Annotated in this window: 15 protein-coding genes and 2 tRNA genes; 1 reads left to right on the top strand and 16 read right to left on the bottom strand. The window is 58.6% G+C overall.

From position 1 onward, the window contains the following. Positions 1-154: 154 nt before the first annotated feature. The 15 genes from pnp to rlmE form a co-directional block, all read right to left on the bottom strand. Positions 155-2260 carry a polyribonucleotide nucleotidyltransferase gene (pnp, locus tag ACRESH_RS19895; RefSeq protein WP_431743577.1) on the bottom strand — a complete coding sequence of 702 codons (2106 nt, stop codon included), beginning with the start codon at positions 2258-2260 and terminating at the stop codon, positions 155-157. Positions 2261-2510: 250 nt separating this feature from the next. Then, positions 2511-2780 carry a 30S ribosomal protein S15 gene (rpsO, locus tag ACRESH_RS19890; RefSeq protein ID WP_010222985.1) on the bottom strand — a complete coding sequence of 90 codons (270 nt, stop codon included), beginning with the start codon at positions 2778-2780 and terminating at the stop codon, positions 2511-2513. Positions 2781-2933: 153 nt separating this feature from the next. Then, the gene (gene truB, locus ACRESH_RS19885) at positions 2934-3851 is read right to left on the bottom strand and encodes a tRNA pseudouridine(55) synthase TruB (protein WP_431743576.1); all 918 of its coding nucleotides are present in this window, start codon (positions 3849-3851) and stop codon (positions 2934-2936) included. Between the two features lie 3 nt (positions 3852-3854). After that, positions 3855-4253, bottom strand: coding sequence for a 30S ribosome-binding factor RbfA (gene rbfA / locus ACRESH_RS19880; protein ID WP_038606777.1), 399 nt, complete (start codon positions 4251-4253; stop codon positions 3855-3857). A gap of 121 nt (positions 4254-4374) precedes the next feature. Beyond that, positions 4375-6882: a translation initiation factor IF-2 gene (gene infB, locus ACRESH_RS19875; RefSeq protein WP_431743575.1), complete on the bottom strand. Its 2508-nt coding sequence runs from the start codon at positions 6880-6882 to the stop codon at positions 4375-4377. A gap of 27 nt (positions 6883-6909) precedes the next feature. After that, complete coding sequence (gene nusA, locus ACRESH_RS19870) at positions 6910-8391, bottom strand: transcription termination factor NusA (protein WP_431743574.1); 1482 nt, start codon at positions 8389-8391, stop codon at positions 6910-6912. A 59-nt stretch (positions 8392-8450) separates the two neighbouring features. Next, positions 8451-8909 (bottom strand): ribosome maturation factor RimP, encoded by a 459-nt coding sequence (rimP, locus tag ACRESH_RS19865; protein ID WP_431743579.1) that lies wholly within the window; start codon positions 8907-8909, stop codon positions 8451-8453. Positions 8910-9038: 129 nt separating this feature from the next. Beyond that, positions 9039-9115 (bottom strand) — tRNA-Met (locus tag ACRESH_RS19860). Between the two features lie 97 nt (positions 9116-9212). Continuing rightward, positions 9213-9298: transfer RNA gene (locus tag ACRESH_RS19855), tRNA-Leu, on the bottom strand. A gap of 19 nt (positions 9299-9317) precedes the next feature. After that, positions 9318-9704 (bottom strand): preprotein translocase subunit SecG, encoded by a 387-nt coding sequence (gene secG / locus ACRESH_RS19850; protein WP_431743573.1) that lies wholly within the window; start codon positions 9702-9704, stop codon positions 9318-9320. 3 nt (positions 9705-9707) lie between these two features. Continuing rightward, entirely contained in the window at positions 9708-10463 is a 756-nt protein-coding gene (gene tpiA, locus ACRESH_RS19845; RefSeq protein ID WP_431743572.1) for a triose-phosphate isomerase, read from the bottom strand. A gap of 66 nt (positions 10464-10529) precedes the next feature. After that, a complete protein-coding gene (gene glmM, locus ACRESH_RS19840; protein ID WP_431743571.1) occupies positions 10530-11870 on the bottom strand; it encodes a phosphoglucosamine mutase in 1341 nt (446 codons plus the stop codon). 16 nt (positions 11871-11886) lie between these two features. Then, positions 11887-12738 carry a dihydropteroate synthase gene (folP, locus tag ACRESH_RS19835; protein ID WP_431743570.1) on the bottom strand — a complete coding sequence of 284 codons (852 nt, stop codon included), beginning with the start codon at positions 12736-12738 and terminating at the stop codon, positions 11887-11889. An 8-nt stretch (positions 12739-12746) separates the two neighbouring features. Next, the gene (gene ftsH, locus ACRESH_RS19830) at positions 12747-14654 is read right to left on the bottom strand and encodes an ATP-dependent zinc metalloprotease FtsH (protein WP_431743569.1); all 1908 of its coding nucleotides are present in this window, start codon (positions 14652-14654) and stop codon (positions 12747-12749) included. A gap of 212 nt (positions 14655-14866) precedes the next feature. Continuing rightward, positions 14867-15490: a 23S rRNA (uridine(2552)-2'-O)-methyltransferase RlmE gene (rlmE, locus tag ACRESH_RS19825; protein ID WP_203482764.1), complete on the bottom strand. Its 624-nt coding sequence runs from the start codon at positions 15488-15490 to the stop codon at positions 14867-14869. A gap of 101 nt (positions 15491-15591) precedes the next feature. On the opposite strand from rlmE, the gene yhbY reads away from it, so the two are divergent. Continuing rightward, positions 15592-15900, top strand: coding sequence for a ribosome assembly RNA-binding protein YhbY (gene yhbY, locus ACRESH_RS19820; protein WP_038606752.1), 309 nt, complete (start codon positions 15592-15594; stop codon positions 15898-15900). 12 nt (positions 15901-15912) lie between these two features. Here the strand turns inward: yhbY and ACRESH_RS19815 are convergent, their stop codons facing one another. Then, complete coding sequence (locus tag ACRESH_RS19815; RefSeq protein WP_431743578.1) at positions 15913-16308, bottom strand: MFS transporter; 396 nt, start codon at positions 16306-16308, stop codon at positions 15913-15915. Between the last annotated feature and the right edge of the window lie 16 nt (positions 16309-16324).

The following is a 16324-nucleotide window of genomic DNA, read 5'->3' as shown; positions in this document are numbered from 1 at the left end:
GAACAGGCTGGTCTGGCTGCGGGACTCTCCTTGTATGTAGGCCATAACGAAAAATGCTCCGTATCCTTCGATACGGAGCATTCTCTTAAAGGGCCGGGCAGATTGCTAGGTTTTCACACAGTCTGCGAAGGATCCTTTTTTCAACACATCTCGCTTAGACGCCAGACGCCTTGGCAGCAGCAACGTCCTTGATCGACAGCTTGATACGACCGCGGTTGTCCACGTCCAGTACCAGTACTTCGACTTCCTGACCTTCCTTGAGGATGTCGGTCACTTTCTCAACGCGAGCATCGCTCAGCATGGAGATGTGAACCAGACCGTCCTTGCCCGGCAGGATGTTGACGAAGGCACCGAAGTCAACGATGCGCTCGACTTTACCGACGTAGATCTTGCCGATCTCGGCTTCTGCGGTGATGCTCAGGACGCGCTGACGAGCAGCTTCAGCGGCGTCTTTGGTTTCACCGAAGATCTTGATCGAGCCGTCGTCTTCGATATCGATCGAAGCCTTGGTTTCTTCGCAGATGGCACGGATGGTCGCGCCGCCTTTGCCGATGACATCACGGATCTTGTCGGTGTCGATCTTCATGGCGATCATGGTCGGAGCGTTTTCCGACAGTTCGCTACGGGACTGACCGATGATCTGATTCATCTGACCGAGGATGTTCAGGCGCGCTTCCAGGGCCTGGCCCAGGGCGATTTCCATGATCTCTTCGGTGATGCCGTTGATCTTGATGTCCATCTGCAGCGCGGTAACACCTTTGGCGGTACCGGCTACTTTGAAGTCCATGTCGCCGAGGTGGTCTTCGTCACCGAGGATGTCGGTCAGAACAGCGAACTTCTCGCCTTCTTTAACCAGACCCATGGCGATACCGGCAACTGGCGCCTTCATCGGTACACCGGCGTCCATCAGGGCCAGGGAAGCACCGCAGACCGAAGCCATGGAGCTGGAACCGTTGGATTCGGTGATTTCCGATACTACACGGATGGTGTACGGGAACACGTCAGCGGCAGGCAGCATGGCCTGAACCGAACGACGGGCCAGACGGCCGTGACCGATTTCGCGACGACCAGCACCGCCCATGCGACCACACTCGCCCACCGAGAACGGAGGGAAGTTGTAGTGCAGCATGAAGGGGTCTTTCTTCTCGCCTTCGAGGGTGTCCAGCAGTTGGGCGTCACGGGCAGTACCCAAGGTCGCAACGACCAGGGCCTGGGTTTCGCCACGGGTGAACAGCGCCGAACCGTGAGTCTTCGGCAGTACACCGACTTCGATGTTCAGAGGACGTACGGTCTTGGTGTCGCGGCCGTCGATACGTGGCTTGCCGTTAACGATGTTTTCGCGAACAGTGCGGTATTCGATTTCGCCGAAGATCTCTTTGACTTCGGCAGCCGATGGCTGACCTTCCTCACCGGAGAACTTGGCAATCGCCTGATCGCGCAGTTCGCCCAGGCGAGCGTAACGGTCGGCTTTGACGGTGATGGTGTAAGCCTGGGAAACGGCTTCGCCCAGTTCAGCGCGAATGGCGCTCAGCAGGGAAGTGTTCTCAGCCTTGGCAGTCCAGTCCCAGGTAGGCTTGGCAGCTTCGGCAGCCAGCTCTTTGACAGCCTGGATAACGGCCTGGAGTTCGTCGTGGGCGAACAGTACGGCACCCAGCATTTGATCTTCGGTCAGCTCTTTGGCTTCCGACTCAACCATCAGTACGGCGTCGGAAGTACCGGCAACGACCATGTCCAGGCTCGAAGCTGCCAGTTGCTCGTAAGTCGGGTTCAGCAGGTAGCCGGTGCTTTCGTGGAAAGCAACGCGCGCGGCACCGATCGGGCCTTCGAACGGAATGCCGGAGATAGCCAGGGCAGCCGAGGTACCGATCATCGCAGCGATGTCCGGATCGGTCTTCTTGCTGGTGGAAACGACGGTGCAGACAACCTGCACTTCGTTCATGAAGCCTTCTGGGAACAGCGGACGGATCGGACGGTCGATCAGACGCGAGGTCAGGGTCTCTTTCTCGGAAGGACGGCCTTCACGCTTGAAGAAACCACCAGGGATCTTGCCGGCGGCGTAGGTCTTTTCCTGATAGTGAACGGACAGGGGGAAGAAGCCTTTGCCTGGATCGGCCTGTTTGGCACCGACCACGGTCACCAGTACGGTGACATCGTTGTCGACGGTGACCAATACGGCGCCGGACGCTTGACGAGCAATACGGCCCGTCTCGAGGGTAACGGTCGATTGACCGAACTGGAATTTCTTGATTACCGGGTTCACGGTTTCCTACCTTCTTCAGTGGCTCTGGGGGAACTGGTTCTTGCGAATTCTTGGGCAGAACAGGGAATCGGCCCTGTTGGCAGTCCAGATAAAACTAGAGGTTGGAAGCCTGCCCTACCCTTGCGGAAAACCGCTCAGGCGAGACAGACAGCCAACCTCATAGATACGCGCGGCGTGCTCATCGCTGCCAATGCCAGGCATTGGAAGCGAAGAATGCAGCACGCCGTGCACACCACTGGCCAGGCCGCTATTAGCGACGCAGACCCAGGCGACCGATCAGGGCGCTGTAACGAGTGGTGTCTTTGCCCTTCAGGTAGTCCAGCAGCTTACGACGCTGGTTAACCATGCGGATCAGACCACGACGGGAGTGGTGGTCTTTGCCGTTGGCCTTGAAGTGACCTTGCAGCTTGTTGATGTTGGCGGTCAGCAGTGCAACTTGCACTTCTGGGCTACCGGTGTCACCGGCGGCTTGCTGGTATTCGCCAACGATCTTTGCTTTTTCTTCAACGCTGAGTGCCATCTGGCTTCTCCAAATCAAGGGAAACCGAACAAACGGTTTCCAATAGGCCAGGGACAAATCCCTGTATTCATAAAGTGAGGCATGACCATGCCTATTAACAGCCATCCTCTTTACCACCAGTGCCAGGCCTGAGCCTGATACTGAAGGTTTCGATCATTCCGACCGAATCAATCGACGCGGCGCGATGCGCCCGTCTTCGCTCACTTCACCGATACCGATGAAGCGACCGTTGTGATCTTGCACCCGGACCATGCCGAATTTCGGCGCCTCGGGGGCTCTTACCGGCTGACCATGCAACCAGTAAAACGCGCTGTGCTCGGAAAACTGCAGCAGCGGCCAGTCTTGCAGACCGCTGTCCGAAGGCATCAGGAAGCGGTCAACCGCTTCATTGCCACCTTCGGCGTGGACCGCTTCGAGTTCTTCGAGGGTCACGGTCTGGGCCAGTTCGAAGGGCCCTGCGTGGGTGCGACGCAGTTCGGCGACATAAGCGCCACAACCGAGCTGCTCGCCGATATCTTCGACCAGAGTACGGATGTAGGTACCTTTGCTGCAGCCGACCGACAGTCGAACGCGGGAGCCTTCACACTCGAGCAATTCCAAGCGGTTAATAGTAACAGAACGCGCCTCGCGCTCCACTACTTCCCCTGCACGCGCGAGCTTGTACAGCGGCTGGCCGTCGCGTTTGAGGGCCGAGTACATCGGCGGTATCTGACTGATTTCACCACGAAATTGTGGCAGAACAGCTTCAACATCGGCGCGACCAACGGTCACGTCGCGAGATTTGACCACTTCGCCTTCGGCATCGCCGGTGGTGGTGGTCTGCCCCAATTGCATGACCGTCTCGTAGCCCTTGTCGGAATCGAGCAGGTACTGGGAGAACTTGGTGGCCTCACCGAAGCACAGCGGCAGCACGCCGCTGGCCAACGGGTCGAGACTGCCGGTATGGCCGGCCTTCTCGGCATTGAGCAGCCAGCGAACCTTTTGCAAGGCCGCGTTGGAGGTAAACCCCAATGGCTTGTCGAGCAGGATGATGCCACTGACGTTACGACGGATACGTTTGACCTGGGCCACCGCTTACTCCTTGGTGTCCGGGGTATCGGCGGCCTGGTGCTGGCTGTCTTCGGCAACAGCACGCTCGATCAGCGCCGACAGGTGGGCGCCACGTGTCACGCTCTCGTCATAGTGGAAATGCAGTTGCGGCACGCTGCGCAGCTTCATTTCCTTGCCCAATTGCATGCGCAGGAAACCTGCGGCGCTGTTGAGCACTTTAAGGCTTTGCTTGATGTCTTCAGCGCTGTCCTGGCCCATCACGGTGATGTACACCTTGGCGTGACCGACATCGCGGCTAACGTCGACGGCGGTGATGGTCACCAGGCCGACGCGTGGATCTTTGACTTCGCGACGAATCAATTGTGCCAGCTCGCGCTGCATCTGATCGCCAATGCGTTGGGTACGGCTATATTCTTTTGCCATTTTTGCTACCTGTAACTAAAGCGGCAAACGCCCGACCAGACTTGAGCCTGACCGGGCGTTGCGTTCAGAGGTGCTGGCGACCGCCTTGCGACGGGCGTTTCGCGCCTCCCATGCTCGATGCTTAGAGCGTACGAGCCACTTGGACTTTCTCGAAGACTTCGATCTTGTCGCCGACCTTGACGTCGTTGTAGCTCTTCACGCCGATACCGCATTCCATGCCGGCACGTACTTCGGACGCATCGTCCTTGAAGCGACGCAGCGATTCCAGCTCGCCTTCGAAGATCACCACGTCCTCGCGCAGTACGCGGATCGGACGGTTGCGGTAAACCACACCCTCGGTGACCATGCAGCCAGCGATAGCGCCAAACTTCGGCGAACGGAACACGTCACGCACTTCGGCGATACCCAGGATGTTCTCGCGAACATCGCTGCCGAGCATACCGGTCAAGGCTTTCTTGACGTCTTCAATGATGTCGTAGATCACGTTGTAATAACGCATATCCAGACCTTCCTGCTCGACGATCTTGCGCGCGCCGGCATCGGCACGCACGTTGAAGCCGAACAGTACTGCATTGGAAGCCAGGGCCAGGTTGGCGTCGCTCTCGGTGATACCACCGACACCGCCACCAATCACGCGAACCTGTACTTCGTCGTTGCCCAGGCCGCTCAGGGAGCCCTGCAGAGCCTCGAGAGAACCACGTACATCGGACTTGAGCACGATGTTGAGGGTCTTCTTCTCTTCCTGGCCCATGTTCTCGAAGATGTTCTCGAGTTTGCCGGCATGTGCGCGAGCCAGTTTGACTTCGCGGAACTTGCCCTGGCGGAACAGCGCAACTTCACGGGCCTTCTTCTCGTCAGCCACTACCGATAGCTCGTCACCGGCATCCGGGGTACCGTCCAGGCCGAGAATCTCAACCGGGATCGCCGGACCGGCTTCCTTAACAGGCTTGCCGTTCTCGTCGAGCATGGCCCGTACACGGCCGTAGTTCGAACCACACAGAACCATGTCGCCCTGACGCAGGGTACCGTCCTGAACCAGCACGGTAGCCACCGGGCCACGGCCCTTGTCCAGACGCGACTCGACCACGACACCACGACCTGGGGCCGATGGAGTGGCCTTGAGTTCGAGGATCTCCGCTTGCAGCAGAACGGCTTCAAGCAGTTCGTCGACGCCGGTACCCATCTTCGCCGAGACCTTGACGAACGGCGTGTCACCACCCCATTCCTCGGAGGTTACGCCTTCGACGGACAGCTCGTTACGGATGCGATCAAGATCAGCACCTGGCTTGTCGATTTTGTTGACTGCTACTACCAGCGGAACACCGGCAGCCTTGGCGTGCTGGACCGCTTCCTTGGTCTGAGGCATCACGCCGTCGTCCGCCGCGACCACCAGAATCACGATGTCGGTCGCCTTCGCACCACGGGCACGCATTGCGGTAAACGCAGCGTGACCCGGGGTGTCGAGGAAAGTGACCATGCCACGGTCGGTTTCCACGTGGTAAGCACCGATGTGCTGGGTGATACCACCGGCTTCGCCAGCGGCAACCTTGGCACGACGGATGTAGTCGAGCAACGAGGTCTTACCGTGGTCAACGTGGCCCATTACGGTCACTACTGGCGCACGGGAGAAGGTCTCACCTTCGAATTTCAACGATTCGGCCAGGGAATCTTCCAGGGCAGTATCGCTGACCAGGGTGACCTTGTGGCCCAGCTCTTCGGCGACCAGTTGAGCGGTCTCCCGATCGAGCACCTGGTTGATGGTTACCGGAGTACCCAGCTTGAACATGAACTTGACGACTTCAGCGCCCTTGACCGACATCTGGCTGGCCAAATCGGAAACCGTGATGGTCTCGCCAATCTGTACGTCGCGGATAACCGGGCCGGTCGGGCTCTGGAAACCGTGGGCATTGCGCTTCTTCGGCTTGCCCTTGCCACGACCACCACGACGGAAGCCATCGCTTTCTTCGTCGGTGGTACGCGGAGCGGCACGCGGGGTTGGCGCCTTTTCCTTTTCCTTGACCTTGACCGAAACGCGCGGCGCCTCGTTACGGCGCTCGCCACCACGACGATCGTCGTCACGCGACTTGTCGTTGCGACGCACGTCGTCTTTCTTGCGCTCGGCTACCGGCGCCGGAGCGGCGTCAGCAGCCTGGATCACCGGGGCAGGAGCCGGGGCAACCGGGGCCGCGGCAGCAGGTGCGGCAGAGGCAGCAGCTGGCTGGCGACGAGCCTCATCCTCGGCACGCTGACGTGCTTCGGCGTCGGTCTTTTCACGGACAGCGTTCTCGGCTGCACGGCGCTCTTCCAGCTCGCGCTTCTGCTCGGCCTGGATTTCTTCCGGGCTGCGCTGAACGAATACTTTCTTCTTGCGTACTTCTACGCTGATGCTTTTGCTACCGGCAACACGCAGGGTGCTGGTGGTCTTGCGCTGCAAGGTGATCTTGCGCGGCTCTTCCACCTTCGCCTTGTGACTGCTCTTCAAATGAGCCAGCAAAGCCTGCTTCTCATTGTCGGTCACTACCTGACCGGCGTCGGTGTGCGGCAGACCTGCCTCACGCATCTGCTGCAGCAGGCGCTCTACCGGTGCAGCGACCTCTTGGGCCAATTCTTTCACCGTGACTTGCGTCATGCACTTCTCTCCTCAGGCCGCGCCTAATTACTCGAACCAGTGGGCTCGGGCGGCCATGATCAACTTGCCGGCACGCTCTTGGTCGATGCCGTCGATGTCGAGCAGGTCGTCAATCGACTGCTCGGCCAGGTCTTCGCGGGTAACTACGCCGCGCACCGCCAGTTCCATCGCCAAATCCTTGTCCATACCCTCAAGCGAGAGCAGGTCTTCGGCCGGATGGGCGTCTGCCAGCTTTTCCTCAGTAGCGATGGCTTTGGTCAACAAGCGATCCTTGGCGCGAGCACGAAGCTCATTGACGATGTCTTCGTCAAAGCCGTCGATGTTGAGCATTTCTTCCAACGGTACGTAGGCAATCTCTTCCAGGCTGGTGAAGCCTTCATCGACCAGCACCTGTGCCAGCTCTTCGTCGACTTCCAGCTCGTCGATGAAGTTGCGCAGGATGTCACCGGTTTCAGCTTGCTGCTTGGCCTGGATGTCCGATTCGGTCATCACGTTCAGGGTCCAGCCGGTCAACTGGCTGGCAAGACGCACGTTCTGGCCACCACGGCCGATCGCTTGGGCCAGATTGTCGGCACCCACGGCGATGTCCATGGCGTGGGCATCTTCATCAACGATGATCGCCGCGACTTCAGCCGGCGACATTGCGTTGATGACGAACTGTGCCGGGTTGTCGTCCCACAGGACGATATCCACACGTTCGCCGCCCAGTTCACCGGACACTGCCTGGACACGCGAACCGCGCATGCCGATGCAGGCACCTTGCGGGTCGATGCGCTTGTCCTTTGAGCGTACGGCAATTTTGGCGCGCGAGCCCGGATCACGGGACGCGGCCATGACTTCGATCAGGCCCTCGGCGATTTCCGGCACTTCAATGCGGAACAGTTCGATCAGCATCTGTGGTGCGGTACGCGACAGGATCAACTGCGGGCCACGGTTCTCGGTGCGAATTTCCTTGAGCAGGGCGCGCAGGCGCACACCCACACGGAAAGTCTCGCGAGAGATGATGTCTTCACGGGCCAGCAACGCTTCGGCGTTGTTGCCCAGGTCAACGATGACGTTGTCACGGGTGACCTTCTTGACGGTACCGGAGATGATCTCGCCCAGACGCTCGCGGTAGGCATCTACCACCTGAGCGCGCTCGGCTTCACGGACCTTCTGGACGATGACTTGCTTGGCGGTCTGGGCGGCGATACGACCGAACTCGATCGATTCGATTTTCTCTTCGATTACGTCGCCGACTTTCGCTTCAGGATGGGAATCCTGAATCTTCGCTGGCCAGACTTCGATTGCTGGATCGTCCAGATCCTTTTCCTCGACGACTGTCCAGCGACGGAAGGTCTCGTAGCTACCGGTGTGGCGGTTGATTTCCACACGCAGGTCGACTTCGTCGTCAAAACGTTTTTTGGTTGCAGTGGCCAGAGCCACTTCCAGCGCTTCAAAAATTACGCTGGCCGGTACGCCCTTTTCGTTGGATACCGACTCAACAACCAGCAGTACTTCTTTGCTCATCGTACGCCTCGCCTTTCGCAAGCCATTGGATCCACGCGGTCCGCGAGATCCGGCACGTCTCAGTCAAAACTGGGAATAATGTTGGCCTTGTCGATCGAATCGATCGGCAACAGGAACTCTTGGTTGTCTACCTGGACAACCACATCCTGCTCCTCCACGCCACGGAGAAGGCCCTGAAAGTTACGACGACCTTCAAAGGGCGTACGCAGCTTGATCTTCACTTGTTCGCCGGCATGCGAAGCAAACTGTTCCAAAGTGAACAGTGGGCGTTCCATGCCAGGAGAGGACACTTCAAGGGTGTACTCAGAACTGATCGGATCTTCGACATCGAGAACACCGCTGATCTGACGACTGACAATCGCGCAGTCATCAACCAGGATTCCACCCTCTTTATCGATATAGATACGCAGTACCGAATGTTTGCCTTGAGAGATGAATTCGATCCCCCAGCATTGATAGCCAAGAGCCTCGACCACCGGGGCCAACAAGGCCTGCAACTGTTCTAGCTTGCTCGACACCTGAACCCCCTCGTGCATGCTATGCAAATAAAAAATGGGCAAAGCGCCCATCCCTGATACGCCGTTGAATACCGGCGTTATGACTGTTCAGCCAAGAAAAAGCCCCTGCAAAAGGGGCTCCGCTGAAACTGGTTGCGGGGGCTGGATTTGAACCAACGACCTTCGGGTTATGAGCCCGACGAGCTACCAGACTGCTCCACCCCGCGACAAAGCTGGGGCGAAAGTATACGACCGAACCCTGCCAGGGTCAATCTAACCTCCACCTACAAGAAAGCCCGCTGTAGCGGGCTGTCTTGTTTCAATTGGTACCGAGAAGGGGACTCGAACCCCTACACCCTATGGGCACAACCACCTCAAGGTTGCGTGTCTACCAATTCCACCACCTCGGCAATACTACTTTGAAACCCGTTACTTCTGCTCTTGAGCCGGAGGAACATCACCAGTGTTAGTGGCTTCGCTCTTCTGCGACTGGAGCACCGGCACATCATCTGTTGCCGGCTTTTGCTGCTTAACTTCCAAGACCGCTGGATCTGGCAACCCTACTTGAGTCAGCTCTTGAGCTTTCTCCTTAGCAAAGTATCCTAACCCAAGAGCAGTTAAGAAGAAAGAGGCAGCTAGTATAGCAGTAAACTTACTCAGAAAGGTAGCAGAACCTTGGCTTCCGAACACAGTATTTGAAGCACCTGCGCCGAAAGATGCACCCGCCTCCGCACCTTTACCCTGTTGCAGCAACACCAGCACTACCAAACCCAGTGCGCCCAACAGATGAAACACAACGATGACTGTTTCCAGCATTTTTCAGTTTCCTGCGGCGCGACAAATTGCACCGAATTCGTCTGCGTTCAGGGAAGCCCCACCAATCAGCCCCCCATCGATATCCGGCATGCCGAACAGTTCAGCCGCATTGGCCGCCTTCACGCTGCCGCCGTATAGAAGCCGCACACTCTTCGCGACTTCCGGGTTTTTTGCCGCCAGCTGCTCACGAATGGCCTTGTGCACATCCTGAGCCTGCTGTGGCGAGGCCGTCAGCCCTGTACCAATAGCCCATACAGGCTCATAGGCAATCACCGCACTGGCGAAGACATTGACACCGAACGCTTCGATGACGCTGCCCAGCTGACGCCCGACAATCTCAAGCGTTTTACCCGCTTCGCGCTCTTCGAGGGTTTCCCCTACACAGAGCACCGGCTTCAAACCGCAAGCCTGTGCCGCAGCGAACTTGCGATTGAGGACTTCGTCATTCTCGCCAATCTCCTGACGACGCTCCGAGTGCCCAATCAGTACCAGCTCGCAACCCGCATCGGCCAGCTGACTCGGTGCAATTTCACCGGTCAGTGCGCCTTGCTCAGGCTGTACCGCAGAATTCTGAGCGCCAACAGCGATCGACTTACCCTGCACCCCATCAATTACCTGATTGATGTACAGAGCGGGAGGAAACACCGCGACCTCAACACCGCTCGGCAGGGCGAGATTGCTCAAGCCCTTGATCAGCTCAGCGACGCTGGCGCGGGTACCGTGCATCTTCCAGTTACCAGCTACCATAGGGCGACGCATGCTGTACCTCGTCGGTCAAAGTGGGCGCAGATGTTACCCAACCCGATCACTGCTGGCAAGCGTATTTCAAACGCAAACTTCACTTACCAGTTTCGCCAGGGCTTCGGCGTGGACGCGAACCTGACTTTCGTCATCACCTTCGACCATTACCCGCACCAACGGCTCTGTTCCGGACTTGCGCAGCAACACGCGACCACGCCCGGCCATCTCCTCGGTTACCCGGGCACTGGCTTCTTTCACTGCCGGATGCTCCAGCGGGTCGACCTTGCTTGCGCCAAAGCGCACATTGATCAGCACCTGCGGGCATTTGCGCAGAGTCTGACGAGCCTGGGCAAGGGTCTCCTCGCGACGCTTGAGAGCCATCAAAACCTGCAGCGCAGCGATGATCGCATCACCCGTGGTGGTGTGGTTGAAGCACACCACGTGCCCGGAATTCTCACCACCGATAATCCATTCACGCCCCAGCAACTCGGCCATCACGTAGCGGTCGCCGACCTTGGCTCGCACGAAGGGGATGTCGAGGTCCTTTAGCGCCAGTTCCAGACCCAGGTTGCTCATCAGGGTACCAACCACCCCACCCTGCAGCTTGCCGCGCTCCTGCAGGTCACGGGCGATGATGAACAGCAATTCGTCGCCATCGACGATCGCACCAGTGTGGTCGACCATCAGCACCCGGTCGCCGTCACCATCGAAGGCGATGCCCAGGTCGGCACGACCAACCAGAACCGCTGCCTGCAGCGATTCGATATGGGTCGAACCACAGTTTTCGTTGATGTTCAGACCGTCCGGCTGCGCCGACAGCACCGTGACATCGGCGCCAAGTTCACGAAACACGCTTGGCGCCACCTTGTAGGTCGCACCGTGGGCACAGTCGACCACCAGCTTGAGGCCAGCAAAATCGGTACTGCTCGGCACACTGCTCTTACAGAACTCGATATAGCGCCCGGCCGCGTCATTGATTCGTGACACCTTGCCCAGCTTGCTCGACTCGACCACCGTCATCGGCTGATCGAGCAGTTCTTCGATCATCAGCTCAACTTCGTCCGGCAGCTTGGTGCCCTGACCGGAGAAGAACTTGATACCGTTGTCGTCATGAGGGTTGTGCGAAGCACTGATGACGATGCCCGCCTCGGCATGGAAGGTACGGGTCAGGTAGGCGATGGCCGGAGTCGGCATCGGCCCGAGCAGCATCACATCAGCACCTGCGGCGGACAAACCGGCCTCCAGGGCAGACTCGAACATGTAGCCGGAAATACGCGTGTCCTTGCCAACCAGTACCCGACAGGCGCCCTGCTTGCGAAAGGCCATGCCTGCTGCCCAGCCGAGCTTGAGCATGAAGTCAGGGGTGATCGGGTATTCACCGACACGGCCACGAATACCGTCGGTACCAAAGTATTTTCTGCTCATAGATGCTCCATCATGCTTATTCGGCGGCTTGAACCGCTGCAATCATCCGCACTACATCGGCGGTTTCGGCGACATCATGAACGCGCAGAATGCTCGCACCCTTGGCCATCGCCAACGCAGCCAATGCCAGGCTGCCGTAGAGTCGCTGTTCGACCGGACGATCCAGGGTTTGTCCGATCATGCTCTTGCGCGAAACACCCACCAACAATGGACGCCCCAGGCGATACAGGGACTCCATGTGCCTGAACAGGCTGAGGTTATGCGCAAGCGTCTTGGCAAAGCCGAAGCCCGGATCGAGGATGATCCGTTCGGCATCGATACCTACCGCCGCACACGCTGCCATCCGTTGTTCAAGATAGCTCGCCACTTCGACGGTGACATCCTGGTAATGAGGATTGTCCTGCATGTCGCCTGGCTCACCGCGCATATGCATCAGGCACACCGGCAAACCGGTTGCCGCTGCCGCATCCAGGGCGCCATCACGACTGAGCGAGCGGACATCATTGATCAATCCGGCGCCAAGCCTGGCCGACTCGCGGATCACCGCTGGCGTCGAGGTGTCGACCGAAATGATCACATCCAGCTCGCGATTGATCGCCTCGACCATCGGCGCCACCCGCTCCAGCTCCTCGAGCGCGGAAACCGCCCTGGCACCAGGCCGGGTAGACTCACCTCCGATATCGATCAGGGTTGCGCCGGCCGCGACCATAGCCTCGGCATGGCGCAGCGCCGCATCACGCTGATTGAAGCGGCCGCCATCAGAAAAGGAATCGGGGGTGATATTGAGGATACCCATGACATGGGTATGGGACAAATCAAGAACCCGGTTGCCGCAAGGCAACCGGGTTGGGTACTGCTGTGAGGTCATAAGAGCCCTTAGATTTGCGCCGCTGGGCCGCCGATCGGCGATTCCGGACGATCACCCTGCTGCGCAGGGGTGCCCGAAGTGCCCGATCCACCTTCCCAGTCACGTGGCTCACGCGGGGTACGGCCGGCCATGATGTCGTCGATCTGCTCGGCATCAATGGTCTCGTACTTCATCAACGCGTCGGCCATGGCGTCGAGTTTGTCGCGGTTGTCAGTGAGGATCTGCCTGGCGGTGGCGTAGCACTGGTCAATGATGCTGCGCACTTCAGAGTCGATCAGCTTGGCCGTCTCGCCCGAGACGCTGGTGTGCTGGGAACCGACACTGCGACCCAGGAACACTTCACCCTCTTCCTCGGCATACATCAGCGGCCCAAGCTTCTCCGACAGGCCCCACTTGGTGACCATGTTCCGGGCAAGCTGGCTAGCGCGCATGATGTCGTTGGAGGCCCCCGTAGTCACACCATCAAAACCAAGGGTCATTTCCTCGGCGATACGACCACCGTACAGCGAGCAGATCTGGCTGATCAGCGCGCGCTTGGACAGGCTATAGCGGTCCTCTTCAGGAAGGAACATGGTGACACCCAGGGCACGACCACGAGGAATGATCGACACCTTGTAGACCGGATCATGCTCAGGCACGACGCGCCCAACGATGGCGTGACCGGCTTCGTGATAGGCCGTGTTCTGCTTCTCTTTCTCGGACATGACCATGGACTTGCGCTCGGCACCCATCATGATCTTGTCTTTGGCCAGCTCGAACTCTTTCATTTCGACGACGCGCTTGCCGCCACGGGCAGCGAACAGCGAGGCTTCGTTGACCAGGTTGGCAAGGTCGGCACCGGAGAAACCAGGCGTACCACGAGCGATAACCGCCGGGTTGACGTTCTCGCCGACCGGCACTTTGCGCATGTGCACTTTGAGGATCTGCTCACGGCCGCGGATATCCGGCAGGCCGACCACCACCTGACGGTCGAAACGGCCAGGACGCAGCAGCGCTGGGTCGAGCACGTCCGGACGGTTGGTCGCGGCGATAACGATGATGCCGTCATTCATTTCGAAGCCGTCCATCTCCACCAGCAACTGGTTGAGGGTCTGCTCACGCTCGTCGTGACCGCCGCCCATCCCGGCGCCACGATGGCGGCCGACGGCATCGATCTCGTCGATGAAGATGATGCACGGCGCGTGTTTCTTGGCCTGCTCGAACATGTCGCGAACACGGCTGGCACCCACACCGACGAACATTTCGACGAAGTCGGAACCGGAGATGGTGAAGAACGGTACCTTGGCTTCACCGGCAATGGCCTTGGCCAACAGGGTTTTACCGGTACCCGGCGGGCCGACCATCAGCACGCCACGGGGAATACGCCCGCCCAGGCGCTGGAACCTGCCCGGATCGCGCAGGAACTCTACCAGCTCGCCGACTTCTTCCTTGGCCTCGTCGCAGCCTGCGACATCGGCTAGGGTGGTCTTGACCTGGTCTTCGGACAGCAGGCGCGCCTTGCTCTTGCCGAAGCTCATTGGCCCGCCCTTGCCACCTGCACCGCCTTGCATCTGGCGCATGAAGAACATGAATACGGCAATGATGACCAGGATCGGGAAGCTCGCGACCAACAGCTGGGTCCAGATGGACTGTTGCTCAGGCTGCTTGCCTTCGACCACAACATGGTTGTCGACCAGATCGCCGATCAGGCCGTTATCCGCAATCGCCGGACGGATGGTCTTGAAGCTGTCGCCATCGGTGCGCTTGCCAGTAATGACATAGCCATCGACCGCAACGCGCTCGACCTTGCCATCCTTGACCTGCTGAATGAAGTCGGAATAGTTGAGGGTCTGCGGCTCATTCGGGCTGGAGAAGTTGTTCATCACCGTCACCAGGACAGCCGCGATGATCAACCACAGGATCAAGTTCTTTGCCATATCGTTCAATTAGCTACCCTCTGAAGCCGGCTGACGGCGCAGCCGTGCCTCGCATGATATTCACCGGCCTAACTTACTACATAACCTACACATCTGCAGGCGCCGTCTGTAACCCTTTGTGAAACCTAGACTACACGATGTTCATCCAGGTCAGGCAGGACGGCCGATTGGAAATAACTATCGGACAGCCTGAAAGCCACCGGCCTGAAGCCTTACTCGCCGCGATAACCTCGCGCCAGCATGTACTGCTCACGGGAGCGATCCCGCGAGGAATCAGGTTTGAGCATTATGATCTTGTCGAACTTTTTACGAGCGTCTTTCAGATACACGTCAAACCCTTCGCCCTGGAAAATCTTGATCACAAAATCGCCACCAGGCTTGAGTACCCGGGTTGCCAGGTCAAGCGCCAGCTCGCACAGGAACATGGCCTTGGGCATGTCCACGGCAGGCGTACCACTCATATTGGGGGCCATATCGGAAATCACAAGGTCTACGTGTGAATTACCGACCGCCTCGAGAATCTGCGCCAACACTTCGTCCTGGGTAAAATCGCCCCGAATGAAGGTGACATCCGGAATACTGTCCATTTCCAGGATGTCAGACGCTATCAGACGGCCCTGACCGCCGATCAGACGACTGGTCACCTGTGACCAGCCACCGGGGGCCGCGCCCAGGTCGATCACACTCATGCCTGGGCGGATCAAACGGTACTTTTCCTGGATTTCCAGCAATTTATAGCTCGCACGCGAGCGATAACCATCCTTTTGCGCCTTTTTGACGTAAGGATCGTTGAAGTGTTCTTTCAGCCAGCCAAGGCTTGTCTTGGAACGCGCCACTGGGCACCTCGATGATTAGGGTCGTGATTAACTGGGCGGATCCACGGGCCCTCGGGTAAAATGGCCGCCATTTTTACAGAATCAGACACAAGGGTCAGATTATGCCGCTCAATAACGAGCAGAAGAAACAGTACAAATCCATTGGCCACGATCTGAAACCAGTTCTGATTGTGGCAGGCAATGGGCTGACTGAGGGCGTTATCGCCGAACTCGAACGCGCTCTGGCCGATCACGAACTGATCAAGGTCGAGATTCGTTCGGAAGACCGGGAAGAACGTGCTGCCGCAATCGCCGCACTGTGCAAGGCCGGTCGCGCCGAACTGGTACAGACCATCGGCAAAAAGGCGCTGATCTACCGCCGCAACCCACAGCCGAACAAGCAGCTGTCGAACATCCATCGCTACAAGTGATGTTCGCCGCGGTCAGTGGCGCGCCTTGCGCGCCCTGCCCGGCACCGGCTGCATGACCAGCAGCAAACCGGTAAGACCCAGCACCAGGTAACAGAACAATTGCCAGCGCAGCGCTTGGGGCAATCCCACGCGCAAAGCGAAATACACCACGCACGCCAGTATCGCCATCAACAGCAACTGCCCGCGCATGTCCCGCCACAGACTGGCCAGGCCCTGCGCCTGAACCAGCACCATCACCTGTACACCTGCGCAAAACGCCGCAAACGCCACCAGCAATGAGGCCATCAGGCTGCCAATGTCCTCGATCAGCAGCGGCGCCAGACCAACCTTGCCCAACGCCGGCAACAGACCGAAATGCAACATCCACAGGCCACCAACCCAGAGCACCTGGGTCAGTTGCCAGATCACCGTGGCCGCGGCAAAA

Origin of the sequence: Pseudomonas sp., from assembly GCF_050739775.1 — a bacterium.
GTDB lineage: Bacteria > Pseudomonadota > Gammaproteobacteria > Pseudomonadales > Pseudomonadaceae > Aquipseudomonas.
This window is presented reverse-complemented; position numbering and strand designations above follow the sequence as displayed.

What these genes read in the sequence shown, in the direction of transcription:
- secG (WP_431743573.1), bottom strand. Translation starts at nt 9,704, where the DNA reads ATGCTGGAAACAGTCATCGTTGTGTTTCATCTGTTGGGCGCACTGGGT.
- yhbY (WP_038606752.1), top strand. Translation starts at nt 15,592, where the DNA reads ATGCCGCTCAATAACGAGCAGAAGAAACAGTACAAATCCATTGGCCAC.
- glmM (WP_431743571.1), bottom strand. Translation starts at nt 11,870, where the DNA reads ATGAGCAGAAAATACTTTGGTACCGACGGTATTCGTGGCCGTGTCGGT.
- tpiA (WP_431743572.1), bottom strand. Translation starts at nt 10,463, where the DNA reads ATGCGTCGCCCTATGGTAGCTGGTAACTGGAAGATGCACGGTACCCGC.
- infB (WP_431743575.1), bottom strand. Translation starts at nt 6,882, where the DNA reads ATGACGCAAGTCACGGTGAAAGAATTGGCCCAAGAGGTCGCTGCACCG.
- ftsH (WP_431743569.1), bottom strand. Translation starts at nt 14,654, where the DNA reads ATGGCAAAGAACTTGATCCTGTGGTTGATCATCGCGGCTGTCCTGGTG.
- rbfA (WP_038606777.1), bottom strand. Translation starts at nt 4,253, where the DNA reads ATGGCAAAAGAATATAGCCGTACCCAACGCATTGGCGATCAGATGCAG.
- nusA (WP_431743574.1), bottom strand. Translation starts at nt 8,391, where the DNA reads ATGAGCAAAGAAGTACTGCTGGTTGTTGAGTCGGTATCCAACGAAAAG.
- folP (WP_431743570.1), bottom strand. Translation starts at nt 12,738, where the DNA reads ATGACCTCACAGCAGTACCCAACCCGGTTGCCTTGCGGCAACCGGGTT.
- rpsO (WP_010222985.1), bottom strand. Translation starts at nt 2,780, where the DNA reads ATGGCACTCAGCGTTGAAGAAAAAGCAAAGATCGTTGGCGAATACCAG.